Source organism: Streptomyces meridianus, assembly GCF_023703325.1.
Taxonomy (GTDB): domain Bacteria; phylum Actinomycetota; class Actinomycetes; order Streptomycetales; family Streptomycetaceae; genus Streptomyces; species Streptomyces meridianus.
Genome location: NZ_JAMQGM010000039.1, coordinates 87,628 through 112,147, shown reverse-complemented (window position 1 = coordinate 112,147; position 24,520 = coordinate 87,628). Strand labels below are relative to the sequence as shown.

Below are 24,520 nucleotides of genomic sequence, written 5' to 3'. Positions count from 1 at the left end.
CGCCCGACGTTCGCCACCTCAGTATCGCGCGTCGCGGTTTCCACGGGGTTTCGTACCCGCCACGCACCGCTCCGCTCCCGGCCCAGGCTAGGCCCTGAGTCCCGGCTCACGCCCGGCGCCGGTCGCGCGGCGGCACGACCGGGCATGCCCCACGCGGGCCGCCGGGCGAACGCCCACGGGAGATCGTGTCAGACAGACGCAATAGGCCGGTCACGTGCCTCGACTCGTCCCACGCCGAGGCCACGGGCGCCCTCAGGGGACAGCGGAGCGGCACAGGCCTCCGCAGAACAGACCGACGAGGGACAACACAGCATGACTCCGCCACCCATCCCTCCCCGGATCCCGATTTCCCTCCTACCCCCGGCAGGGGCGAGCTGCTCACCGCGCCCACCTCTCAGTCCAGCGGAGGGCGCCCCGCCCCGGACACCGGCCCCAGGACCCGCGACCCCGAGCCGCGCCCCTGTCGGCCCACCCGCTCTCCGCCCCGCGCAGGCAACCGCGCATCCGTCCGCTCCCCACCCCGCGCCACCACCCGCGAGCCCCCCGCGTCGGCCACCGCACCGGCCTCGGCCACGTCCGCCACCGCCCCCCGCCCGCGGTCCATCGCCCCCGCGAGCAGCGCGATCCCCAGACCCGCCACCGCCAGCGCCGCGCCCACGAATGCGGGCGACGTCCATCCCCAGCCCGCCGTAACGGCGAGGCCGCCCAGCCAGGCCCCGCCCGCATTCGCCAGGTTGAAGGCGGAGTGGTTCGAGGCCGACGCCAGGGTCGGGGCCCGGTGGGCCTTGTTCATGACGAGCATCTGGAGCGGTGTCGTGGTCAGGAAGCCGACCGCCCCGAGTACCACCACCATCACCAGCGCCGCCCATCGGACGTGCACGACGGAGCCGAAGACGCCCAGCGCCACGGCGAGCGCGGCGAGCGAACCGTAGAGGGTGGGCCGCAGAGCCCGGTCGGTGAGCGGCCCGGCGAGCAGCGCCCCCAGGGTCATGCCAATGCCGAAGAGGGCGAGAACGAGGGTGACGGACGACTCGGCGAGGCCGGTGACCTCGGTCATCATCGATGCCAGGTAGCTGTAGACGGCGAAGATCCCGGCGAACCCGAAGATCGCGGTGAGCAGCCCCAGAAGCACCTGCCGGTCGCCGAGTGCCCGGACCTCGCGGACGAGTCCGCCGCCCGGCTCGGCCGGCATCCGCGGGACGAGCAGCGCCAGTGAGCCCATGGCGAGCACGCCGATCGAGGCGACGAGCAGGAAGGTCGTCCGCCAGCCGAGGTTCTGGCCGAGCAGGGTCGCCGCCGGGACCCCGACGATGTTGGCAACCGTCAGGCCCAGGAACATGGCGGCGACTGCCCGGGCGCGCCGGTCCTCGGTCACGAGCCGGGCCGCGACGACGGCACCGACGCCGAAGAACGCACCGTGCGGGAGCCCGGCGAGCACCCGCCCGACGAGGAGCAGTTCGTAGTCGGGGGCCAGTGCGGACGCGAGGTTGCCGGCCGTGAAGACGGCCATGAGCAGCACGAGCATCCGCTTGCGCGGCACCCGGGCGCCGAGTGCGGTGAGCAGCGGGGCGCCGATGACGACGCCGATGGCGTAGGCGGAGACGAGGTGGCCGGCTGTGGGCACCGGGATGCCCAGGTCGTCCGCGACGTTGGGCAGGAGCCCCATCATGACGAACTCGGTGGTGCCGATACCGAAGGCGCCGATCGCGAGGGCGAGCAGGGCCAGGGGCATGGGGGGACCTTTCGGCTGCGGAGACTGGGAGCATATTTAAGTTCCCTTGCGGAACAAACGACCCGGTCGACGTATTCCCCCTGGTGAACAGCGCGTTTCCGCCCGACACCGGTCAGCGGCGGAAAGGGAAACCGGGAAGCCCCGGCAGAACGCCCCCGCACCCGGCAGGACGGCGCGTTCGGGACCTCCACGCGGCCTGCCGCCGGCCGCAGGAGGCGCACATCACCGCAGAACAACCGGAGTGGCGGGAAGAGCAGCCGTGCGTTGCCGAGGTGACGCCCGCCCCGGGCTCTCGGGGATCGGCACCCGGCGGCTCAGAGGTCGACGGCCGCCGCGATCGGCAGATGATCGCTGCCGGTTTCCGGCAGGGTCCACGACCGGACCGGCTCGACACCGCGGGCCATGATCTGGTCGATCCGCGCCATCGGGAACGCAGCGGGCCAGGTGAAGCCGAACCCGTCGCCCGCCGCGCCCTGGGCGGAGCGCATCTGCGAGGTGACGCCGGCCAGGGCACGGTCGTTCATCGTGCCGTTGAGATCGCCGAGCAGGACGACGCGCTCGAGCTTCTCGTCGGCGATCGCCCGGCCCAGGGCGTCCGCGCTTCCGTCGCGCTGCCCGGCGGTGAAGCCCGCCTTGACCTCGACCCGGACCGAAGGCAGATGGGCGGCGATCACGGCCACCGGCCCCTGAGGGGTGCTGACGGTGGTGCGCAGCGCGCGGGTCCAGCCGAGCCGGATGTCCACCGGCCGGGTCGCGGACAGCGGGTACTTGCTCCAGACGCCGACGGTGCCCTGCACCGTGTGGTAGCGGTACGTGCCGGCCAGCGCCTTGCGGTAGACGGGGGTCGCCTTCTCCGTCAGCTCCTCCAGGGCCACCACGTCCGTGCCGCCCGCTGCCACGTCCCGCGCGGTGCCCGCAGGGTCGGGGTTCTCGGCGTTGACGTTGTGGGTGGCCACGGTCAGATCACCGCCGGTACCGGACTTGCTGTCGAGCTGACCGCCGAAGAGGTTCAGCCAGGCCGCGGTCGGCAGCAGGAGCGCCACGAGCGCCGCCGCCGAGCGGCGCAGCAGGCCGAGCACGAGCAGCAGCGGAACTGCCAGCCCCAGCCAGGGCAGGAAGGTCTCCACCAGGCTGCCGAGGTTGCCGACGCTGTTGGGGATGTCGGCGTGCAGGACCAGGGTCAGGGTGAGCAGGACCGCGGCCAGGACGAGGATGATGCCGCGGCGCCATGGGCCGCCACCGTGCGGACTCCGGAAGCGGAGCCGGGTGCGGGACCCGGAGCGCGCGTCCGAGCCCCCTTGTCGCGTCTGCGTCATGTACGCCTGGGTCATGTGCCGTCCTCGTGCCTCGACCGCCTGATCCTCGCCCCACGACCCTAGGTGATGCGCCGGGGACGCCTCCCTCGCCGGGGGTGCCTCATGATCGTGGACGCGTACAACGGCCTGCGGGGTTCCGGCCGGTGTCACCGGCCGACCTGGTCCCCGGACTCACCGGCGGTGACGGGTTCCTTCGCCGCCGGCGCCGTCCCCTCCACCGGTGCGGTCCGTCCCGGCAGGAACACCGCGACGATGCCCGCGCCGGCCAGGGCGACGGCGGCAGCGCCGAAAGCGGTCACGTGCATCGCGTGCACATAGGCGTCCTTGGCTGGTTCGACGAGGGTCCGTCCGGCCGGTCCCATGCGTCCGGCGATGGCGAGCGTCGCCTCGATGGACTCGCCCGCGGCGTGCCGGAGCCGGGCCGGAAGGACAGCGAGTTCGTCGTGCACGGCGGACCGGTAGGTGGCGGAGAGCACCGAACCCAGCACGGCCACCCCGAGCGCTCCTCCGACCTGCCGGAAGGTGTTGTTGATCGCCGAGCCCGATCCGGCCTTCTCCCTCGGCAGCGTCTGCATGATCGAGGTGGTCACGGGGGGCATGCTGAACGCCATGCCGGAGCCCATGACGAAATAGAGCAGTTCCAGTTGCCAGATCGGCGTGTGCTCGTCCATGAAGCCGAACCCGGCCAGCGGCACGGCCACCGCGACCATGCTCACCGTGCACACGGCACGGGCCCCGTAGCGCTCGACGACGCGGCGGGCCTGCGGGGCGAAGAACAGCTGGGTGATCGCCAGCGGCAGCAGCAGGAGGCCGCTCTCGAAAGGGGTGAGCCCGCGGACGCTCTGCAGGTAGAAGACGCTGAAGAACGTCACGCCCATCAGCGCGAAGAACACCAGCGACACCGCGGCGATCGCCGCGGTGAAGGCCGGGTTGCGGAAGTAGGAGACCTCCATGGCGGGGTGGCTGCTGCGCTTCTCGTGCAGGACGAACAGCGCCAGCACGCACAGTCCGGCGGCGATGGACGCCAGCACCCACGGATCGGTGAAATCCGCGATCTGGCCGCCCTTGATGATGCCGTAGACGAGCAGGACGAGCCCGACGACCGACAGCACCACGCCGAGCGGGTCGAGCCGTCCGGGCGCCGGGTCCCTGGACTCGGGGATGATCAGCAGCATGGCTGCGAGGCCGGTCAGCACGACCGGGATGTTGATCAGGAAGACCGACCCCCACCAGAAGTGGGCGAGCAGCAGGCCGCCGGTGATCGGCCCCGCGGCGATGGCGACTCCGACGCTGCCGACCCAGATCCCGATCGCCCTCGGCTGCTCCGCGCGGTCGAAGACGTTGATGAGGACGGCGAGCGTGGCCGGCATCACGAATGCGCCGCCGAAGCCCATGAGCGCACGGAAGGCGACGAGCTGGGCCGGGGTGTCCGCGAAGGCGGCGAGCAGCGACCCCAGCCCGAACAGCGCCATGCCGAAGACGAGCGCCTTCCTGCGTCCGATCCGGTCGCCGAGGACACCGGCGGTGAACAGGACCCCGGCGAAGACGAGGGTGTAGGAGTTGACCGCCCATTCGAGCTGGCTCTGGCTCGCCCCGAGGCCGTGCGGCGGGGGCGTGGCGATGGTCTTGAGCGCCACGTTGAGGATCGAGTTGTCCAGGACGACGATCAGCAGGCTGAACATCAGGACGGTGAGAATCAGCCACCTGCGCCGGTGAACGGCATCCGGGACCGGAGCGGCACGGTCGCCCTGGGGGTTCGCCATGCCCGTAACGCTAGCTTCCGGAGCGGATCCGGGCGGGCTCCGCGAGGGTGGCGTCCGGCGGATCTTTGCGGATCGGCCCGCGGCGTCCGGTGCTGCCCCTCGTCCCTCGCGGGCGCGGCGACGACCGGCGGCCGGGGCCGGTTCCGCCGGGACCGGTTCCGCCGGGGTTTCCCGCCCGGGCGTCAGGTGTCACCATGGAGTCGGTCCGGGGACGCCGTGAGGGCGCCTCGAGATGACGATCAGGAGCCGTTGCCATGACGCATGCCACCAGTGCGCACGAGACCGCCCCGCAGACCGGGGGAACCGACAGCAGCCGGACGCTCTACGGCGGCACGGGGAACCGGCGCATCACCGTCCGCGACATCGCCAGGGCCAAACAGCAGGGCGAGAAGTGGCCCATGCTCACCGCCTACGACGCCATGACCGCCTCCGTCTTCGACGAGTCCGGCATCCCGGTCATGCTCGTGGGCGACTCCATGGGCAACTGCCACCTGGGCTACGAGTCCACGGTGCCGGTCACCATGGACGAGATCACCCTGCTGTCCGCCGCCGTCGTGCGCGGCACGAAGCGCGCCCTGATCGTCGGCGACCTGCCCTTCGGCTCGTACCAGGAGGGCCCGGTGCAGGCGCTGCGCAGCGCGACCCGGCTGGTCAAGGAAGCGGGGGTCGGCGCGGTGAAGCTGGAGGGCGGCGAGCGGTCCGCCCATCAGATCGAGCTGCTCGTCCAGTCGGGCATTCCGGTGATGGCGCACGTGGGTCTGACCCCGCAGTCGGTCAACGCCTACGGCGGCTACCCGGTGCAGGGGCGCGGTGAGGAGGCGGCGCAGCAGCTGCTGCGGGATGCCAAGGCCGTACAGGACGCCGGGGCGTTCGCGGTGGTGCTGGAGCTGGTGCCGGCCGAGCTGGCGGCCGAGGTCACGCGGTCGCTGCACATTCCGACCGTCGGCATCGGGGCGGGCGCCGAGTGCGACGCGCAGGTGCTGGTGTGGACGGACATGGCGGGTATGACGGCGGGCCGGGTCCCGCGGTTCGTCAAGCAGTACGCGCACCTGCGGGAGGTGCTGGGCGGGGCGGCCAAGGCGTTCGCCGAAGATGTGGTCGGCGGCGCCTACCCGGCCGAGGAGCACAGCTTCCGCACGTGAGTGCAGGCCCCGGGGCCTGATGCGTCCGTTCCCCCGGACGCACCGGCCCCGGAGGTCACACGAACGGAGGCACGGCCGGTCGGCCGGTGCCGGCACCGGCCGACCGGGACCTCGTCCCCCCTCCGTGGTGCGCCGTGCCCGGGGCCGCAGGGGCCACCGCTACGGCCGCCTCGCGGCGGGCCGCCGTTCGTCCGGATCCGGCTGTTCTCCGGGAGGACCGTCCCCGCGGGCCGGCGGCAGCGGCTCCGGCAGGCCGGGGCCCAGCGGTGCCCTGACCGCCGGGATCATGGCCACCACCGCGACCGAGAGGATCTGCCAGCAGGCGCCGAAGCCCAGGACCCCGGTGGTGCCGAGGAGTTCGGCCGTCGGGCCTGCGGCGGCAAGCCCGAGGGGGCCGAAGGCGAAGGCCCCCAGGGTGCTGAAGGCGCTGACGCGGGCCAGTGCCGCGGGCGGCACCCGGCTCTGGAGGGTGGCGTCGTAGAGGGTGCCGCACACGCCGCCACCGACGCCCGCGACCAGCGCGGCCCCGCAGATCCACGGCAGGGGCAGGTGCGCGGCCAGGGCCCCGGAGGGCAGCGCCCAGCCCGCGGCGACGATCGTGCCCACCAGGAGGGGCCGCTGCACCCGGCGGCCGAGCATGGTCAGCCCGGCGGCCGCGCCCCCCGCCCCGTACAGGGCCATGACCGTCCCCCAGCCGCCTGCGCCGCCGAGCCGGTCGTCGGCGACGACGGGCCCGAGGACGAGGAACGGCGCCCACACCAGCAGGTTGAACAGGCAGCCGTGCAGGGACGTGACCCACAGCCAGGCCCGGGAACGGAACTCAACCCAGCCTTCACGCAGGTCCGTCGTGAAGGAACCGGCGCCGGCCGTTTGCCCGGCGGTCCGCGGCAGCCGGAGGAGGGCGGCGAAGCACACCGCGTAGCTGAGTGCGTCCACGACGAGGACCAGGGCGGGCCCGGTCAGCGCGATGAGGATTCCGGCGAGGGCAGGTCCGGCGACACCGGTCGTGGAGCGGGCGATGCCGAGCACGGCATTGGCGTCCGAGAGCTTGTCGGCCGGGGCGACGCGTGGGACCACCGCTCCCAGGGAGGGCATGAACACCCCCTCCGCCATGCCCTGCACCGCCCCCAGGGCCACCAGCGTTCCCAGGCCGGGGCTGCCCAGGAGCGCCGCGGCGAACAGGAGTTGGGTCAGGCACCGGACGGCGTCCGCGACGAGCATCACCCGCCGGCCGCCCCATCGGTCGGCGACGACCCCTCCCACCGGTAGCACGAGGACGACCGGCAGGATCCGGGCGGCCATCACCAGGCCGACCCCGGTGCCTCCCTCGCCGGTGTCCAGCACGGCGAAGGCCACGGCGAGCGGGGCCATCGCGGAACCCAGCAGGGAGGTGCCGTACCCGAGGCAGAACAGCCGGAAGTCACGGCCTGCCAGGACGGCAAGCCGACGCCGCATGCCGCCGAAGCGGCTCCCGGTCCGAACTGGTCTCGCCGGTTCGGCAGGTCTCCCGGAACGCGCGGAATCCGTATCCATGCCCGGCAGCGTGGCGGCTACCGGGCTGCGGGCGCAATGACTTCACACCGAAAAGTTGAGTCGATTCGAAGCAATTCTGTGGAGGCGCTTCACTACCGCAGAAAACAGCTCATCTTTACTGCGGTGAAAGGAAATTGACTTGCACTCAACCGCCCGGACAGGCTCTGCTCTGCGGTAGATTTACTGCGACAGCGAGGGGTAGCACCCGTGACGCAACCCGTGGAGTACGGCCTCGCCGCCGACCACTACCTCGCGGCGGCCCGGCTCGGCGACGGCTCCCGCCGGGTCTACCGGACGGCACTCGCAACCTGGGCCTGGTCTCTCGTGAACCGCACGCCTCCCGCCGGCGCGGCGCGGCGTCGCGCTGTTCCGCCGGTCCTCCCGCTGGCCCTCCTCGACACCCCCGGGGCCGCCGCCCGGCTGCGAGCCGCATTCGCCGAGCGGGCCACCGCGGCCGGAGTGCGCACCGCCAACCGCGAACTGTCGATCCTGCGGAGCGCAGTCGCCTGGTGGCGCGACCAGGGATGGCTCGCCGGCGACCCCACGGCCGGCATTCCCCCGCTGCCCCTGCCGGAGCCCGATGAGGCCGACGGCCCGCTCGACGACGAGCAGGTCCGGGCCGTGCTCGCCCTGCGCGTACCGCTGCGCGAGCAGCTCCTGTGGCACCTGCTGTACGAGTCGGGCGCGCCGGTGGAGCGGCTGCTCGCCCTGGACGTCGACGATCTGGACGTCCTCCGCCGCCGCACCCGCGGGCCCTCCACGCCGATCGGCGCCGGGCCCGTCGGGTGGCGCGGCGGCACCGCGCGACTGCTGCCGCTGGCCGTCCTGAGCCGCACGGCCGGACCGCTGTTCCTCACCGACCGGCGCGCGTCCGCCCGGGCGGACGCCGCGGACGTGTGCCCGCTCTCCGGCCGCGGACGACTCTCCTACCGCCGGGCCGCAGAGATCTTCACCACGTCCACCCGCCCCCTCGATCCGGGAGGGCGGGGGTGGACGCTGCGCCGCCTCCGGTCGGCCGGAAGGGCCGGCGGGAGGTGGACGGGGAGACGGTAGACCGACCGTGCCGCGCCTCCCGGCCGGCTCCCGGCCGCCGCTGCCTGTCCCGGGGGTCGGCCGGAAGGGCCGGCGGGAGGTGGACGGGGAGACGGTAGACCGACCGTGCCGCGCCTCCCGGCCGGCTCCCGGCCGCCGCTGCCTGTCCCGGCCGGCCCGGCGCCCGGTACGGTCGGACGCCGGAGTGACGCCCCCACTCCGCACCGCCCGGGGCTGCACGGCGTCACCGCACACCCCCCCGCACGTCAGGAGACCCGCCCCGATGACCACCGCAGTCACCAGCAGCGAACGCCGGGTCAGCCCTGTCTTCCTCGGGCTGCTGGCCGTGATGTCGGTGTCCGCCTGGGCCGTGTGGTCGGGCTATTCGGCGAGCACCGGCTTCGCGGTCTTCCTGTTCGTGACGTCGGGCTGGATCGTGTCCCTCTGCCTGCACGAGTACGCGCACGCGCGCACCGCCCTGCACGGCGGTGACATCACCATCGGGGCCAAGGGCTACCTGACCCTCAACCCGCTGAAATACACGCATGCGCTGCTCAGCATCGTGCTGCCGGTCCTCTTCGTGATCCTCGGCGGGATCGGCCTGCCGGGCGGCGCGGTGTTCATCGAACGCGGCCGGATCAGGGGCCGCTGGAAGCACAGCGTCATCTCGGCGGCGGGCCCGCTGACCAACGTCGCCTTCGCGCTGGCCCTCACGGCACCCTTCTGGCTCGGGACGGCGGACGACATGCCGGACGCCTTCCGGTACGCCCTCGCCTTCCTCGCCCTGCTCCAGGTGACCGCGGCGATCCTCAACTTCCTGCCCGTGCCGGGCCTGGACGGCTACGGGGTCGTCGAGCCCTGGCTGTCGTACGGCATCCGGCGCCAGGTGGAGCCGTTCGCCCCGTTCGGGTTGCTCGCCGTCTTCGGCCTGCTGTGGATCCCGGAGGTCAACCAGGCGTTCTTCGGGGCGGTGCACGGAATCCTGGACATCCTCGGCGTCGCGCAGTGGGACACCCACTGGGGCCAGGAGTTCTACCGCTTCTGGCAGGGCGAGCCGCAGATCCCGGCGCTCAGCCCGTGACGGTGGGGTCCTGCTCGCGGCGCTCGGCGCGCAGGCGGCGCACGTAGTACCAGGCCATGTTGGACGAGACGCCCGCCATCAGGATCCAGGCGATCCCGAGCAGGCTGCCCCGCGCGAAGGAGACCACCGCGGCGGCCACGGCGAGCGCGCAGACGACGAGGGCGAACACGGCGAGGCGGGGCATGAGGGGAGCTCCTGTCCGGGGACGGGCCTGACGGTCGTACGGCCGCCATTCTCCCTCACGCCCCGCCCGCGCTCACACGTCGGTGACCCGCAGCCCCGCGTGGGCCTTGTAGCGGCGGTTGACCGAGATCAGGTTGGCGACGAGCGACTCGACCTGGTGGGCGTTGCGGAGCCGGCCCGCGAAGACGCCCCGCATCCCGGGGATGCGCGCGGCCAGGGCCTGCACGAGGTCGGTGTCCGCCCGGTTCTCGCCGAGCACCATCACATCGGTGTCGATCTCGTCGATGTCCGGGTCCTTCAGCAGCACGGCCGACAGGTGGTGGAAGGCGGCGGTGACACGCGAGCCGGGCAGCAGGGCGGCGGCCTGTTCGGCGGCGCTGCCCTCCTCCGGCCGGATCGCGTAGGCGCCCTTCTTGTCGAAGCCGAGGGGGTTGACGCAGTCGATCACGAGCTTGCCCTCGAGCTCGTCGCGCAGCGATTCGAGGGTCTTGGCGTGGCCGTCCCACGGCACCGCCACGATCACCACGTCGCTGCGCCGGGCGCACTCGGCGTTGCCGGCGCCCTCCACGCCCTCCCCCAGCTCCGCGGCGGCGGCCTGTGCGCGGTCGGCCGCGCGCGAGCCGACGATCACCTTCTGGCCCGCCCTGGCCAGCCGGTAGGCGAGGCCACGGCCCTGGTCCCCGGTGCCGCCGAGCACGCCGACGACCAGGTCGGAGACGTCCGGGAACGCCCACGGGTCCTTCGCCGGCGCCTTGTTCGCGTCATCAGTAGAAGTCATGGGGCGATCCTGCCAGGAACCGGGCCGCAACACCCTACCGAGCGGTAACAAATTTCTGCGGCCGCCGTCACACCCCACGCTCCCCGCGGACGGGGATCGCCGTACCGGCCCCGGGAGCGGCGCCGGTACGGCAGGATTTCGCCATGGACGCCGTACGTGTCGCGCTGCTGCGCGAAGTGCTCACGGGCACCGAATGGCTGCAGGCCACCCGGCGGTTCGCTGGGGCGTTGCGCACCGCCGTGGAACCGCAGCAGGGCGGACTGCTGCTCGTCGGCAGCGCGGAGTACGAGCCCTGGCATCTGGCTGCGCACCTCGACGACGAAGCGGCCTGGTCCGGGCTGCCGCAGCTCTCCCCCACCCTGGTCCGGCACCGGACCCGCCCGGGGGAGCCGCCGCATCTGGCCGTCGGGCTGGGCCGGATCGAGGCCGCCCGGCGCGGGGAGACCCTGCTCGTGGTGACGCCCGGCCGCCCGGAGCCGGAACTGCTGGAGCGGGTGCACGACGCCCGTCGCGCCGGCGCGACGGTGCTCGCCCTCGACGCCGGCGACCGCGACCTGCACGCCCTCGCCCACGAAGCCCTCGCCGTGCCGGAGAGTCCTGCGGACCCCACGGCGCTCGCCGGCTCTCCTGCACCGGACCGGGACCCGGTGGACGACGGCACCGACCGGGAGCGGGAGAACGCGATCGGGTTCGACACAGTGCAGCATCTGGTCAGCGCCGCCGCCGGGGAGAACCGGCTGCCGGCGCCCCGCGGCCCGCGGGGCTTCCGTGACCGGCTGGCCCGGATCGCCGAGCAGCTGACGGCCCCGCCCCCCACGCGCTGGTAGGCGCAACCGCCGGCCGCGCCGCCGCTCGCCCGCCGCCGGAAACCGGTTGCCCCGAGCGACCTGGCCCGCGCACCATGACCGGCTGTGACCGAACCCGCTCCCACCGTCCCGCCACCCTCGCCCGGCGAGGACCCGGCACCGTCCGCTCCTTCGAGTTCTCCGCGCCGCGCCCGGGCGCTGCTGCCCGACCTCGCGCCCTGGCGGTCGTCCCGCGACTTCCGGCTGATGTGGTGTGCGGGACTGGTGACGACGTTCGGCAGCTTCCTGACCCTGGTCGCCCTGCCGCTCCAGATCAAGGAACTGACGGGCTCGGCGCTGGCGGTCGGCGCGATCGGCGCCGTGGAGCTCGTGCCGCTGATCGTGTTCGGCCTCTACGGCGGTGCCCTCGCGGATGCCATGGACCAGCGGAACCTGATCCTGCGGACCGAGGCGGGCCTCGGCCTCCTCGCCGTGATCCTGCTGGTCAACACGCTGCTGCCGGATCCCGTGGTGTGGCCGCTGTATCTCGTCGCCGGCCTGGCCAGTGCGCTGACGGGCATGCAGCGACCGGCCCTGAACGCGATCGTCCCCCGGGTCGTCCCGCACGACCTGCTCGCACCGGCTGCGGCCCTCAACGCCCTGCGCTGGCAGGTGGGGGCCATCGCGGGCCCCTCCCTTGCGGGCGTGATCATCGCGTACGCGGGACTGCCCTGGGCCTACGCGCTCGACGTCGGGACGTTCCTGGCCTCGCTCACGCTCGTGGTGGGGATGGCCCCGTCACCCGCGTCGCACGGCGCGAGCAAGCCGTCCCTGCGCGGCATCGTCGAGGGCGGACGGTATGCCTGGAGCCGCAAGGAACTGCTCGGGACGTACGCCGTCGACCTGGCAGCGATGTTCTTCGCGTACCCCGTCGCGATCTTTCCGTTCCTGGCAGACGACCTGGACGCGCCCTGGGCACTCGGCCTGATGTACGCGGCGGGATCGGCCGGCTCGCTCGTGGTGAGCCTGACCAGCGGATGGACGTCCCGGATGCACCGGCACGGCCGGATGGTGGTGACGGCCGCAGCCGGCTGGGGGCTGGCGATGGCGTGTGCGGGCTGGGTGGACAACGTGTGGCTCGTGCTGCTGTTCCTGGCCGTGGCGGGCGGGAGCGACATGGTCAGCGGGATCTTCCGGTCCGCGATGTGGAACCAGACCATCCCGGACGAGCTGCGCGGCCGGCTGGCGGGCATCGAGGTGCTCTCGTACTCGGTCGGCCCGCAACTGGGCCAGGTCCGTGCCGGCGCGATGGCGTCGTTGACGCATGTCCGGGTCTCGGTGTGGAGCGGCGGGCTGGCCTGTCTGGGGGCGGTGGGGCTGTTGGCCCTCGCGCTGCCCGGGCTGATGTCCTACGACGCCCGCACCGACGAACACGCCCTGCGGACCCGCGCCGCCCGTCGGGCACGGGAGCAGGAGCAGGAGCGGGCACGCGATCTGCCGGGCGGTCGGCAGGAGCCCTCGGCGACCGCCCCCTGAGCAGCACGGGCCGGCCGGCGCGCACGGCCGGGAGAGCAGCCGGTCCGGCCCGGTCGCAGGCGGCTCAGGTGTCGCCGCCGCCCTCCTGGCCGGCCTTGTCGTGCCAGCGCGGATCGGTGTCCCATTCGGCGTTCCGCTCGTCGGCCTTCTCCATGGCGTGCCCGGCCTCGGTCCGGCTCGCGTACGGACCCATGCGGTCCTTGGCGGGGCACTCCGGCCCCTCCTCGACCTTCCTGTGTTCGAGGCAGTAGTACCACTCGCCCGGCTTGCCGGTCGTCCGTCGCTTGAACAGGGCCATCTGTGCTCCTTCTCTCTCCGCTCATGCTGCCCGGTGCGACCTCGTTACACTCGCTCACATGTCTGGCCAGTCGCTGCTCGTACCAGGGGAGCTCTCTCCCACCCGTTCCGTCCCCGGTGCCATCCGGCGGCCCGAGTACGTGGGCAGGGACATGCCCACCCCGTACACCGGTTCCGAGGTCCAGACCGAGGCCACCGTCGAACTCATGCGGACCGCGGGCCGGATCGCCGCGGGAGCCCGCGAGGAGGCCGCCAAGCACATCGCGCCGGGGGTGACCACGGACGAGCTGGACCGGATCGCCCACGAGTACCTGTGCGACCACGGCGCCTACCCCTCGTGCCTCGGCTACCGGCGGTTCCCGAAGTCGATCTGCACCTCGGTGAACGAGGTCATCTGCCACGGCATCCCGGACTCGACGGTCCTGCGCGACGGCGACATCGTGAATCTGGACGTCACGGCCTACATCGGAGGGGTGCACGGCGACACCAACGCCACCTACCTGTGCGGCGACGTGGACGAGGAGTCCCGGCTGCTGGTCGAGCGGACCCGGGAGTCGCTGAGCCGGGCGATCAAGGCAGTCCGGCCGGGCCGGCAGCTGAACATCATCGGGCGGGTCATCGAGTCGTACGCCAAGCGCTTCGGCTACGGCGTGGTGCGCGACTTCACCGGGCACGGCATCAACACGTCGTTCCACTCCGGCCTGATCGTGCCGCACTACGACAGCCCGCACGCCACCGAGGTCATCAAGCCGGGCATGACCTTCACGATCGAGCCGATGCTGACCCTGGGGACCCACGAGTACGACATGTGGGACGACGGCTGGACGGTGGTCACGAAGGACCGCAAGCGCACGGCGCAGTTCGAGCACACCCTCGTCGTCACCGACACCGGGGCGGACATCCTCACATTGCCGTGACCCCGTGCGGGTACTTTGCCGACAGGCGGTCGGGAACCCGCCCGGCTGCCCCGGAGCGGTCACCGCGTACCCGCTGACACCCGGAGGTCCGTCTTGGAGACGACCGGCTCGATGCCGTTCTCCGCACTGATGCGCACCGCATCGCAGGCGCAGCACACCGAGGCGGAGAATTCGGCGTTCGTGGGCGACATGCTCGGCGGCCGGCTCGGGCAGGGTGCGTACGCGCGCTACACGGAACAGCTGTGGTTCGTCTACCGGGCGCTGGAGGGGGCCGCGGGCGCGCTGGCGGACGACCCGGTCGCCGGACCGTTCATCCGGCCCGAGCTGCTGCGCGTCACCGAACTCGAGCGCGATCTGGCTCATCTCCTGGGTGCCGGATGGCGCAAGCGTGCAACCGCGCTCCCGGCCACCCGGACGTACGCGGACCGGATCACCGAGGTCGCCGGCCGGTGGCCCGCCGGGTACGTCGCCCATCACTACACGCGCTACCTGGGTGACCTCAGCGGCGGGCAGGTCATCCGGTCCGCCGCCGAGAAGCGGTGGGGGTTCGACCACAAGGGCGACGGCGTGCGCTTCTACGTGTTCGCCGGTATCGGCAATCCGGCGGCCTTCAAGCGGGAGTACCGAGCCCTGCTGGACGCCCTGCCGGTCGGCGACGGGGAGAAGCGGGACGCGGTGGAGGAGTGCCGGCGGGCCTTCGCGCTGAACACCGGGATGTTCCGGGAACTCGGCGAGGAGTCCGGCCCGGGGGCGGCTCGGGATCCCCTCATCGCCTGACGGGATCCACGGAACCGCCCCGTCGCGGCCGGACGGTCCGGGCCGTCTCAGGGCATGATGCCGGGATTCGCCCCGATGATCGCGTCGGCGGCCTCCCGGACCCGGGGCAGGAAGGCCAGGACGTCGCGCGCCCGGCGCTCGAGGGCCGGGCCGTCGGCGACCCCGAGGTCCGCCGTCAGCTCCTCGAAGCCCGCGGCGAACCGGGCCCGCTCGGCAGGGGCGTCGGCCGCCAGCAGGGTGAGGCAACGGGCGTAGGTCGCCGCGATCCAGAAGACCGCCTCCCGGTGCCGTCCGCCGGCGATGAGCGCGTGGCTGCCGTCCACCGCGATGGGCCGGGACCGTTCGGTGATGTCGGAGGCAAAGAAGTACGGGCTCCTGGCGAGCGGGACCGTGGCGTCGAAGACCGCGGTCATGGCCTTCAGATGGTGTTCGACCCGCTCCCGGGTCAGGGCCGCGGACCCGTGCAACTCGAGAAGGCTTTCGTGGAGTTGCGGCATGCCGTACTCCTGGAGCAGGTCGCGCGCGGCCGAGTAGCGCAGGCGGACGGTCGGGTTGCGCAGCCCCGCGGTCAGCAGCACGTGGGTGGTCACCCCGGCGGGGAACATCCATCCGGTCACGCGCTCGTGGTGCGGGAGGGAGACGTCCAGCCGTCCGAGGCCGTCGACGATCCGCCGCTCGGTGTTCTCGCAGCGCAGGCGGACCCACGGCTCACGGGCGTACTCGCCCATGGCCCCGTCGCGCAGCTCGGCGAGACGTCCGGTGGGGTCGGCGAGGACCGTGTCCTTCCGGAAGCTGCCCGCGAGGTGACAGGAGCCGAGGACGTGTTCCGGGGAGGCCAGGTCCTGCCAGGCGAGGCAGGTGACCTCGAGGAGAACTCCGTCGTGGACGAACTTGCCCGGCTTCGGCGGCGCTTCGTCCTGGTTCGTCACGATCACGACGTCCACGTCGGAGCCCACGGGCAGCTCGGCGCCCGGCGGCATCCAGGTCGTGGAGCCGCTCAGGAACGCGCCGGCGAAGTCGGGGGAGGCGGTCGCGTGTTCGGCGACCCAGCGGGCGGCCACGGCTTGGGCGTCGGAGACCTTCATCCGCCCATCCTGGCCGCCGACGAGCTGCAGACGGAGGCCTCCGGTTAAAAACCCGGCAAAAGGATCCGGCTCCCGGGGGCGCCGTTTGATGACGTTTTGCCCCTCCGGTCCTCCAGGGCGACCCCCTTCGGGCGACCCATGGTGTCCCGGGTCACAGCCGGCGACCCGGTTCGTGACCCCGGCCGGCACCTCACTGTGGTTAGCCTCAGATAACTTAGGACTGCCTTAGTCATTTGGCTCTGGCTTCCGTCCGTTCCCGACCCCGCACCCGCCTGGAGCCCGCATGCGAGCCGTCCGTCTGTCCGCCCTGCTTGCCGCCGCAACGCTGGCCGCCGTGACCGGCTGCGCCGACAAGAGCGACGCCGAGGGCGGCGCCGGCGACGCGATCCGGGTGACCGCGAGCGACGACGCCTGCAAGGTGTCGAAGCCCGAGTTCCCGGCCGGGCACGTGCAGCTCGCCGTGGAGAACAAGGGCTCGCAGGTCACCGAGGTCTACGTCTACGCGCCGGGCGACCGCATCGTCACCGAGCGGGAGAACATCGGCCCGGGCACCCGGGTCCGCATCAACGCCGAAGTCAAGGCCGGGCGTTACGAGATCGCCTGCAAGCCCGGCATGAAGGGCGAGGGCATCCGGCAGAAGGTCACCGCCACCGGCGGGAGCGCGAAGGCGAAGCTGGACCCACGGCTGGAGAAGGCCGTCGCCGAGTACCGCACCTACGCCCAGGCGCAGGCCGACGGGACCCTGCCGAAGGCCCGGAAGTTCGCCGACGCCGTCCGCAAGGGCGACCTCGAGGCCGCCAAGAAGGCCTACGCCCCCTCCCGGATCGGCTGGGAGCGGACCGAGCCGGTCGCCGAGTCCTTCGGGGACATCGACCCCAAGGTGGACTTCCGCGAGGACGGCCTGGAGAAGGGCCAGAAGTGGACGGGCTGGCACCGGCTCGAGAAGTCGCTCTGGCACGACAAGAAGATCACCGCGGACGACAAGGAACTGGCCTCGCAGCTGGTCGACGACCTGGAGGACTGGCGGGGGCGCGTCGGGTCCGCGGAGATCACCCCGACCGGCATGGCGAACGGCGCCAAGGAACTCCTCGACGAGGTCGCGACCGGCAAGGTGACCGGCGAGGAGGAGCGCTACAGCCACACCGACCTGGTCGACTTCCACGCCAATGTCGAGGGCGCACAGAAGTCCTACGAGCTGCTGAAGCCGGTGGCCGCCGAGAACGACCCCGAACTCGCCGGGGAGCTCGACCGGCAGTTCGCCGCGCTGTTCAAGAAGCTCGACGAATACCGCGAGGGCGACGGGTTCGTGGCGTACGACACCGTCGGCGACTCCGACCGCAAGGACCTCTCGGACGGCGTGAACGCCCTCGCCGAGCCGCTGTCCCGGCTGGCCGCCGCCGTGGTCGGGAAGAAGTAGAGGATCCGCACCGTGAGTGAACCGCACGCACAGGAAGCAGAGATGACCGCGAAGGCGCCGTCCCGCCGCTCGCTGCTCGGCTGGGGCGGAGCAGGCCTGGCGATCGGCGCGGCCGCGGCAGGCGGGGCAGCAGCCGCGGCCGGAGCCGTCGGCGAGGACACCCGCCACACCGGGAGCCGGAACCGGGCCGTGCCGTTCCACGGCGAGCACCAGGCCGGCATCGCCACCGCCGTCCAGGACCGGCTGCACTTCGCTGCCTTCGACGTGACGACCGACGACCGCGAGGCACTCGTCGCGCTCCTCAAGGAATGGTCCCAGGCGGCGGCCCGCATGACCGCGGGCAAGCCGGTGGGCGACGGCGCCGTCGGCGGGCTCGCCGAGGCACCCCCGGACGACACCGGCGAGGCACTGGGGCTGCCCCCGTCCCGGCTCACGCTGACCGTGGGCTTCGGCCCCACCCTGTTCGAGAAGGACGGCAAGGACCGCTTCGGCATCAAGTCCCGCCGTCCGGAGGCGCTGATCGACCTGCCGGTGTTCTCCGGCGACAACCTCGACCCGGCGCGCAGCAACGGCGACCTCTGCGTCCAGGCCTGTGCCGACGACCCCCAGGTGGCGGTGCACGCCATCCGCAACCTGGCGCGGATCGGGTTCGGCAAGGTCGCCGTCCGCTGGTCCCAGCTCGGTTTCGGCAAGACCTCGTCGACCACTCCGGACGCGCAGACGCCGCGCAACCTGTTCGGCTTCAAGGACGGCACCCACAACATCGCGGGCACCGACGACCGGGCACTCGGCAAGCACGTGTGGGTGTCGGGCAAGGACGGCCCGGAATGGATGGCGGGCGGCTCCTACCTGGTCGCCCGCCGGATCCGGATGCACATCGAGACGTGGGACCGCACCCCGCTCAAGGAGCAGGAGGACATCTTCGGCCGGGACAAGCGCGAGGGCGCCCCGGTCGGCAGGTCCCGCGAGCACGACAAGCCGAACCTGCGGGCCATGCCGCCCACGTCGCACGTCCGGCTCGCCCACCCCGACAGCAACGGCGGAGCCCGGCTGCTGCGCCGCGGCTACTCGTTCACGGACGGGACGGACGGACTCGGACGGCTGGAGGCCGGCCTGTTCTTCCTCGCCTACCAGCGGGACGTCCGGGACGGATTCGTGCCCGTGCAGCGGAACCTGGCGCGCAACGACGCCCTCAACGAGTACATCCAGCACGTGGGTTCGGCCGTCTTCGCCGTCCCGCCGGGTGTGCGCGACGGGCACGACTGGTGGGGCCGCGGGCTGTTCACCGAGGCGGACGGCTCCGAAGACGCCGAAGGGAAGTGACCGGCCGTGCTGGCCAATTACCTGATCGGACTGCGCGAGGGGCTGGAGGCCAGTCTCGTCGTCTGCATCCTCGTGGCGTACCTGGTGAAGACCGGACGCACCGACAAGCTGCCGCCGGTGTGGGCCGGCGTCGGCATCGCCGTCGCCGTCAGCTTCGGTTTCGGTGCAATCCTCCAGTACGGGTCGACCACGCTGACGTTCGAGGCGCAGGAGCTGCTCGGCGGCACCCTGTCGATCCTCGCCGTCGGGCTCGTGACCTGGATGGTGTTCTGGATGCGGCGCACCGCGCGGCACCTGAAGCGGGAACTGCACGGCAAGCTCGACCAGGCACTCGCGCTGGGCACCGGCGCCCTGGTGCTGACGGCCTTCCTCGCCGTCGGCCGGGAGGGGCTCGAGACCGCGCTGTTCGTCTGGACGGCCGTACAGGCCGCGGACGACGGCACCGGACTGCCGCTGGTGGGCGTCCTGTTGGGGCTGCTCACCGCGACCGGGCTCGGCTGGCTGTTCTACCGCGGGGCGCTGCGGATCAACCTGGCGAAGTTCTTCACCTGGACGGGTGCCATGCTCGTGCTGGTGGCGGCCGGGGTGCTCTCGTACGGCTTCCACGATCTGCAGGAGGCCCGCTTCCTTCCGGGCCTGGGCACCTTGGCCTTCGACGTCAGCTCCACGATCCCGCCGGACAGCTGGTACGGCACCCTGCTGAAGGGCACCGTCAACTTCCAGCCCGATCCGACCGTTCTTCAGGTCATCGTGTGGGTGGCGTATCTGGTCCCCGCACTCACGCTGTTCCTCGCCCCCGGTAGGGTTGCGCCGACTCAAGCCGCCCCGAAGGAGCACCAGTCCGATGACGTCGAGGCCCCGCACGCTGCCCAAGGTGTCGGTCGTCCTGTCGGCCGCAGCGCTGCTGACGCTGACCGGATGCGTGACGGTGCACGGCGAGCGGGAGATCGTCCCGGCGGTGCGGAAGGCTGAGGCCGCGAAGGCCCTCAAGGCCTACACCGCCGCCACCAACAAGGCGAACGAGGCACTCGACCCGGCGCTCGACAAGGACGTCGAGACGGGTGCCCTGGCGGCGATAGACCAGGCCGGGCTCAAGGCCCGGGGCAAGGTCAGCCCCGAGGGCAATCCGAAGTACACGCCGCTGGAGCTGACGGACGTCCGCTACACGATCCCGAAGCTGGCCGGCTGGCCCAGGTTCTTCCTCGCCGACGCGGACAGCAACCGCGACGACAACCGCTGGCTGCTGGTGTTCACCCGAGCCGGCGTGGACCAGAAGTGGAAGGCCGCCTACCTCTCGGTCGTCACCGAGGAGGAGATGCCGGAGTTCGCGACGGACAAGGACGGCTACGCCGAACCCGTCCCGGACGGCGACGCCTCCGGACTGGCAGTGGCCCCCGACCAGCTCAGCCGCACGTACGCGGACTTCCTGGACGTGAGCACGGACGCCGGGCAGGGCGCCGGCGACGCCAAGGCCCAGGACGCCCCCTTCGCCCCGGGACCGGCCACCACGCAGCTGCGTCAGCAGCGCAAGTCCCAGCTGCGCACACCCACCTACTGGACCCAGTACGACGACCAGCCGGGTCGTGCACCGCAGTACCCGCCGATCGCCCTGCGGACCGCTGACGGCGGGGCGCTGGCGTTCTTCGCCACGCATCACACCCAGAAGCGCACGGTGGCGCAGGGATCCCGGATCGGCCGGATCGGTGACCCGTACATCCGGGCACTGATGAAGGGCGAGGCACGGCGGACCCTCACGCTGATCAAGATGTCCGAGTCCGCGGTGCGGATTCCGGCGAAGGACTCCGGGTCGGAGCGGATCGAGTTCCTGCACCGGCTCGAAGGTCTGACCGAGGCGCGCGGCGGCTGACCGGCGTCCCGGCCGCCGGGATGCCCCGCCGTCCCGCGGCGCCGGTGCACGGTGTCAGCGGCCGAGGGGCCAGGCCGGCTGTTCCGGCTCCTCACCCACATGGCGCGCACAGGCGTCGGTCAGCGCCTCGAGCAGGGTCAGCGGGTCGGGCAGCGGGTGCTCGGGACCGCGCAGCCATCCGACGGACTCACCGGCCGGCAGGCGGGCCGGCGGCACGGGCACGTAGCTGCCCCGGCAGTGCCAGCGCAGGCCGGGGTGCTCGTCCATCGTCTCGGGATGGCAGTCGAGTTGGCAGGGCCACCACTCGTCCTCGTCCTCCGGGGTGCCGCGGGTGGCCGTGAAGAACAGCACACGGGCATCCCGCCCCGAACCCGACTCGGCCACGGGGCCGACGTCGATGCCCCGCGCCTCGAGGCTCTCCAGAGCGCTGCGACCGGCGTCGGCGGGCACGTCGAGGACGTCGTGATTGATCCCGGTCGCCGTGACGAAGTTGGCCTCGGGGTGGTTCCTCAGCAGCCGGCCGATCTGCTCGGGGTCGGTGCCGGCCTGCGTCGACCAGGCGAACGAGACGGGGTGCCGACCGGGGGTGGGACAGCCGATCCGGTCGCACGAACAGCCGTATCCCGACGGATGGGCCGCCAGAGCCAGCGGGAATCCGGCCTCGGCGGCGGCCAGCAGCAGGTTCTCGCGGAGCGCCGCGGCTTCCGCAGGGGTGCCGCTGCCCGTCCCGCTCCGCGGTCGACGGCGCAGCCACTGGGAGAACCTGCCTTCGCGTTCCATCTATCCCCTCACTTCGACCGGGTGCACGGTCAATGCTGCCACCATCCTGCTCCCGCTGCGGGCGCCCGCCGCATCCGGGGGGGCGCGTCCGCCCCGGACGGCGCGCGACAACAGGGCATTCCACCCGCCGCGATTCTAGTTTTGTCCTCATGGTGACAACTGCTCTGGTGGCGGGGGCCGCCGTCCTCACGCTGACCCGGCCGCTGATACCCCTGGAGTTCGCCGGCCGGGCACCCACCGCGCAGGCCCTGCGCGGAATCGTCTACACCGCGCACCGGGGCGGTGCGCTCGAGGCGCCGGAGAACAGCATGTCGGGGCTGCTCGCGGCGCTGCGCACCCGGGACGCTCAGGTGATCGACTTCGACACCCGGATGCTGCGCGACGGCACGCTGGTGGTGCTGCACGACGCAACGCTGGACCGCACGACGGACCGGCGGGGCGCGGTCCGGGCGCTCGACCGGCGCCAGTGGCGGGAGGTACGGCTGCGGCCCGACCGGTCCCTGCGCGGCCGGTGGGCACCGGAGCATCCGCCGAGCGTGGGCGAGGTGCTCGACCGGCTCGGGGGGAAGACCGTGCTGATGCTGGAGGCGAAGGACCCCCGCAGCCTTCCGCGCCTGGCAGAACTCATACGCGCCCGGCGGCTCACCCGCTCGGTGTTCGTGAACAGCAACTCCCCCGCGGTGGCGCTCCGGGCCCACCGGATGGGGCTGATGGCCCAGTTGTGGCGCTCCGCCGGGCAGATGCGCAACGACGAGCCGCAGCGATGGCGGTCGTTCGTCGACCTGCTCGACGTGGACTACCGGGCGCGCGACGAGGATCTGCACCGGGCCGTGCGCTCGGGCATTCCGCGGGTGTGGGCGCACACCGTCAACACCCCGCGCGACCGCGACCGGGCCCTGCGGCTCGGGTGCAACGGCATCATCACCGACGCGCCGCGGCTGCTCACCTCGACCCCGGTCCGCTGACACCCGGCCCGGGCCGGCCGGGGCGGCCGGACTCCTGCCGGCCGCGGCGGGGCCCGTTCGGTACGGCCGGACCGGAGGCGGGCCGGCACATCCCGTCCCGACGCGCAGCACCCGGTCCGGGATTGGCGGGCGAAACACCTGCGCGGGCGCCTCCCTTGATGGACCATGTGCTCGCAACGCTCCGCACGGTCCGACCACCACAGCGAGGAGCCCTCTTTGTACACAGCCCGCCGGTACCTGATGTGCCCACCGGCACACTTCAAGGTCACGTACTCCATCAACCCCTGGATGGACCCCACCAAGCCGGTGGACCTGCGGCTAGCGGTCACCCAGTGGGAGGACCTCCGGGACCGCTACACGTCCCTCGGCCACACCGTCGAGGAACTCGAGCCGGACCCCGGACTGCCGGACATGGTGTACGCCGCGAACGGCGCGACGGTCGTCGACGGACGAGTCCTCGGGGCCCGCTTCGCGCATCCCGAACGGCATGCGGAAGCCGCCGCCCACCTGGCCTGGTTCCGTTCCCACGGGTACACCGAGGTGCACGAGCCGGAGCACATCAACGAGGGCGAGGGCGACTTCGCCGTCACCGGCTCCTGGCTGCTCGCGGGACGGGGCTTCCGCAGCAGCCCGCTCTCGCACAACGAGGCGCAGGAGTTCTTCGGGCGGCCGGTCATCGGCCTCAACCTGGTCGACCCGCGCTACTACCACCTCGACACCGCGCTGTGCGTGCTCGGCGGCGACGAGATCATGTACTACCCGCCCGCGTTCTCGCCCGGCAGCCGGGCGGTCCTGGAGCGGCTCTTCCCGGACGCGGTCCTCGCCGAGGAGCCGGATGCCGGGGCTCTCGGCCTCAACGCGGTCTCCGACGGCCTGCACGTGCTTCTGCCGCAGGCCGCCGTCGGCCTGTTCGAGCCGCTGCGCGAGCGCGGGTACGAGCCGATCGGCATCGACCTCTCCGAGCTCCTCAAGGGCGGCGGCAGCGTCAAGTGCTGCACCCAGGAACTGCGGGACGCCGTCTGACGGTCCGGCCGGCCCCGGAACGGGCCGGCGCGTGCTGCGACCGGCTCCGGTCCCGCCGGTCGCAGCCTCTTCCTGCCCGCGCTCAGTCCTGGTCCGGCGGCGGCCAGGCCGCGCCCCACTCCGTGTCGCGGGCGGCGCGGTACAGGGCGCCCCGGCGCTTGGTGACGGTCTCCCGGCCCAGCCCCTGCTCCGGCAGGCACAGGTCGAGCAGTACCTGGCCCTTGCGCAACTGGGGACGCCGCACGACCCGCGCCCGCGGACCGGGCTGTGCGTCCTCGTGCGCGGCGGACCGCACCGCGGCGACGTAGCTGAACTTCTCGTCCTCGTACGGCAGCGAACCGCCCTTGACCTGCCGGTGGAGCGAGGACCGGTTGACGCGGGCAGCGAAGTGGCACCAGTCGGAGCCCGGCTCGATGGGACACGCCCGGCTGTGCGGGCAGGGCGCCGCGATCCGGAACCCGGCCCCGATCAGCCGGTCCCGGGCGGCGATGACCCGCAGGTAGCCCTCCGGGGTGCCGGGTTCGACGACCAGGACGACCTCCGCCGTGGCGGCTGCCGCGTCCACCACCGCGTGGCGGGCGGGCTCCGTCAGCTCTCCCAGCACGTAGCAGAGGGTCACCAGGTCGCATCCCTCCGGCAGTGCCGTCCCGGCCCCGAGGGCCTGCCGCTGCCAGCGGGCGTCGCGCAGCGGAGCGGGGCCGGAACGGACGGCGAGTTCCCGGCCGAGGCCGAGGGCCGGCTCGGCCCAGTCCAGCACGGTGGTGGTGTGCTTCCCGGCGGGCCAGGCGTCGGCGACCGCCCAGCTCGCGGCGCCGGTCCCCCCTCCGAGGTCCACGTGAGCCGCAGGGACCCGGTCGGGCTCGGCGGCGCGGAAGGCGGCGAGCGCGGAGCGGACGGCCTCGAACGTCGCGGGCATGCGGTAGGCGGCGTAGGCGACCGCGTCGGCGCGGTCGCGCAGCACGGGAGCGTCCGTGGGGGTGGTGCCGCGGTAGTTGGCGATCAGCCGGTCGACGGCCTGAACGGCCTGCCGTGGCGGGAGCCCGTCGAGCAGACCGGCCAGGGCAGTGCGGAGCGCGTCGCGGACGGGCAGGGCAGGGGCGGTGCCGCCGGTGTCGGGGGTGTGCACCGCCCCGATTCTAGGTGTACCGGCCTGGGGCGTTGTTCACACGGCCGATGGGGGGACGGCCG

General features: G+C 72.7%; 23 protein-coding genes. 13 read left to right on the top strand and 10 right to left on the bottom strand.

Annotated elements, in window-relative coordinates:
- Positions 1–394: 394 nt before the first annotated feature.
- The 3 genes from M1E25_RS18800 to M1E25_RS18790 form a co-directional block, all read right to left on the bottom strand.
- A complete protein-coding gene (locus M1E25_RS18800; RefSeq protein ID WP_251417099.1) occupies positions 395–1,732 on the bottom strand; it encodes an MFS transporter in 1,338 nt (445 codons plus the stop codon).
- A 314-nt stretch (positions 1,733–2,046) separates the two neighbouring features.
- The gene (locus M1E25_RS18795; protein ID WP_251417098.1) at positions 2,047–3,063 is read right to left on the bottom strand and encodes an endonuclease/exonuclease/phosphatase family protein; all 1,017 of its coding nucleotides are present in this window, start codon (positions 3,061–3,063) and stop codon (positions 2,047–2,049) included.
- Between the two features lie 131 nt (positions 3,064–3,194).
- Complete coding sequence (locus M1E25_RS18790; RefSeq protein ID WP_251417096.1) at positions 3,195–4,811, bottom strand: MFS transporter; 1,617 nt, start codon at positions 4,809–4,811, stop codon at positions 3,195–3,197.
- Between the two features lie 254 nt (positions 4,812–5,065).
- Between M1E25_RS18790 and panB the strand changes: the two genes are divergently transcribed.
- Positions 5,066–5,953, top strand: a complete 888-nt coding sequence (gene panB, locus M1E25_RS18785) for a 3-methyl-2-oxobutanoate hydroxymethyltransferase (RefSeq protein ID WP_251417093.1) — start codon at positions 5,066–5,068, stop codon at positions 5,951–5,953.
- 159 nt (positions 5,954–6,112) lie between these two features.
- Here panB and M1E25_RS18780 read toward each other — a convergent pair whose 3' ends face one another.
- Complete coding sequence (locus M1E25_RS18780; protein WP_251417091.1) at positions 6,113–7,408, bottom strand: MFS transporter; 1,296 nt, start codon at positions 7,406–7,408, stop codon at positions 6,113–6,115.
- A 285-nt stretch (positions 7,409–7,693) separates the two neighbouring features.
- Here M1E25_RS18780 and M1E25_RS18775 point away from each other — a divergent pair, with 285 nt between their 5' ends.
- Together M1E25_RS18775 and M1E25_RS18770 are read left to right on the top strand one after the other, a co-directional pair.
- A complete protein-coding gene (locus tag M1E25_RS18775; RefSeq protein WP_251417089.1) occupies positions 7,694–8,539 on the top strand; it encodes a site-specific integrase in 846 nt (281 codons plus the stop codon).
- 262 nt (positions 8,540–8,801) lie between these two features.
- A complete protein-coding gene (locus M1E25_RS18770) occupies positions 8,802–9,599 on the top strand; it encodes a site-2 protease family protein (RefSeq protein WP_251417086.1) in 798 nt (265 codons plus the stop codon).
- Here M1E25_RS18770 and M1E25_RS18765 read toward each other — a convergent pair.
- Together M1E25_RS18765 and npdG are read right to left on the bottom strand one after the other, a co-directional pair.
- Positions 9,589–9,783, bottom strand: coding sequence for a hypothetical protein (locus M1E25_RS18765; protein ID WP_251417083.1), 195 nt, complete (start codon positions 9,781–9,783; stop codon positions 9,589–9,591). The two genes, M1E25_RS18770 and M1E25_RS18765, sit on opposite strands and share 11 nt — an antisense overlap.
- 72 nt (positions 9,784–9,855) lie before the next feature.
- The gene (gene npdG, locus M1E25_RS18760; RefSeq protein ID WP_251417080.1) at positions 9,856–10,560 is read right to left on the bottom strand and encodes an NADPH-dependent F420 reductase; all 705 of its coding nucleotides are present in this window, start codon (positions 10,558–10,560) and stop codon (positions 9,856–9,858) included.
- 143 nt (positions 10,561–10,703) lie between these two features.
- On the opposite strand from npdG, the gene M1E25_RS18755 reads away from it, so the two are divergent.
- Both M1E25_RS18755 and M1E25_RS18750 read left to right on the top strand, forming a co-directional pair.
- A complete protein-coding gene (locus M1E25_RS18755; protein WP_251417078.1) occupies positions 10,704–11,387 on the top strand; it encodes a hypothetical protein in 684 nt (227 codons plus the stop codon).
- A gap of 84 nt (positions 11,388–11,471) precedes the next feature.
- Positions 11,472–12,881 (top strand): MFS transporter, encoded by a 1,410-nt coding sequence (locus tag M1E25_RS18750; RefSeq protein ID WP_372501080.1) that lies wholly within the window; start codon positions 11,472–11,474, stop codon positions 12,879–12,881.
- Positions 12,882–12,945: 64 nt separating this feature from the next.
- Here the strand turns inward: M1E25_RS18750 and M1E25_RS18745 are convergent, their stop codons facing one another.
- Positions 12,946–13,179, bottom strand: a complete 234-nt coding sequence (locus M1E25_RS18745; protein ID WP_251417076.1) for a hypothetical protein — start codon at positions 13,177–13,179, stop codon at positions 12,946–12,948.
- Positions 13,180–13,237: 58 nt separating this feature from the next.
- On the opposite strand from M1E25_RS18745, the gene map reads away from it, so the two are divergent.
- Positions 13,238–14,095: a type I methionyl aminopeptidase gene (map, locus tag M1E25_RS18740; RefSeq protein WP_251417073.1), complete on the top strand. Its 858-nt coding sequence runs from the start codon at positions 13,238–13,240 to the stop codon at positions 14,093–14,095.
- A 111-nt stretch (positions 14,096–14,206) separates the two neighbouring features.
- Positions 14,207–14,872, top strand: coding sequence for a biliverdin-producing heme oxygenase (locus M1E25_RS18735; protein ID WP_251417159.1), 666 nt, complete (start codon positions 14,207–14,209; stop codon positions 14,870–14,872).
- Between the two features lie 47 nt (positions 14,873–14,919).
- Here the strand turns inward: M1E25_RS18735 and M1E25_RS18730 are convergent, their stop codons facing one another.
- Complete coding sequence (locus M1E25_RS18730; protein ID WP_251417071.1) at positions 14,920–15,957, bottom strand: hypothetical protein; 1,038 nt, start codon at positions 15,955–15,957, stop codon at positions 14,920–14,922.
- A 283-nt stretch (positions 15,958–16,240) separates the two neighbouring features.
- On the opposite strand from M1E25_RS18730, the gene efeO reads away from it, so the two are divergent.
- The 4 genes from efeO to M1E25_RS18710 are packed head-to-tail and all read left to right on the top strand — an operon-like array spanning position 16,241 to position 20,564.
- Positions 16,241–17,374: an iron uptake system protein EfeO gene (gene efeO / locus M1E25_RS18725; protein ID WP_251417067.1), complete on the top strand. Its 1,134-nt coding sequence runs from the start codon at positions 16,241–16,243 to the stop codon at positions 17,372–17,374.
- Positions 17,375–17,416: 42 nt separating this feature from the next.
- The gene (gene efeB, locus M1E25_RS18720; RefSeq protein WP_251417156.1) at positions 17,417–18,697 is read left to right on the top strand and encodes an iron uptake transporter deferrochelatase/peroxidase subunit; all 1,281 of its coding nucleotides are present in this window, start codon (positions 17,417–17,419) and stop codon (positions 18,695–18,697) included.
- A gap of 6 nt (positions 18,698–18,703) precedes the next feature.
- The gene (gene efeU, locus M1E25_RS18715) at positions 18,704–19,669 is read left to right on the top strand and encodes an iron uptake transporter permease EfeU (protein ID WP_251417065.1); all 966 of its coding nucleotides are present in this window, start codon (positions 18,704–18,706) and stop codon (positions 19,667–19,669) included.
- Positions 19,572–20,564, top strand: coding sequence for an SCO2278 family lipoprotein (locus tag M1E25_RS18710; protein WP_308290448.1), 993 nt, complete (start codon positions 19,572–19,574; stop codon positions 20,562–20,564). The genes efeU and M1E25_RS18710 overlap by 98 nt, the downstream gene beginning before the upstream one ends.
- A gap of 54 nt (positions 20,565–20,618) precedes the next feature.
- Here the strand turns inward: M1E25_RS18710 and M1E25_RS18705 are convergent, their stop codons facing one another.
- Positions 20,619–21,344 (bottom strand): bifunctional DNA primase/polymerase, encoded by a 726-nt coding sequence (locus tag M1E25_RS18705; protein ID WP_251417063.1) that lies wholly within the window; start codon positions 21,342–21,344, stop codon positions 20,619–20,621.
- 149 nt (positions 21,345–21,493) lie between these two features.
- Between M1E25_RS18705 and M1E25_RS18700 the strand changes: the two genes are divergently transcribed.
- Together M1E25_RS18700 and ddaH are read left to right on the top strand one after the other, a co-directional pair.
- Positions 21,494–22,309 carry a glycerophosphodiester phosphodiesterase gene (locus tag M1E25_RS18700; RefSeq protein ID WP_251417060.1) on the top strand — a complete coding sequence of 272 codons (816 nt, stop codon included), beginning with the start codon at positions 21,494–21,496 and terminating at the stop codon, positions 22,307–22,309.
- A gap of 165 nt (positions 22,310–22,474) precedes the next feature.
- Positions 22,475–23,332 carry a dimethylargininase gene (ddaH, locus tag M1E25_RS18695; RefSeq protein WP_372501075.1) on the top strand — a complete coding sequence of 286 codons (858 nt, stop codon included), beginning with the start codon at positions 22,475–22,477 and terminating at the stop codon, positions 23,330–23,332.
- 82 nt (positions 23,333–23,414) lie between these two features.
- On the opposite strand, the gene M1E25_RS18690 is transcribed toward ddaH, so the two are convergent.
- Complete coding sequence (locus tag M1E25_RS18690; RefSeq protein ID WP_251417058.1) at positions 23,415–24,458, bottom strand: small ribosomal subunit Rsm22 family protein; 1,044 nt, start codon at positions 24,456–24,458, stop codon at positions 23,415–23,417.
- Between the last annotated feature and the right edge of the window lie 62 nt (positions 24,459–24,520).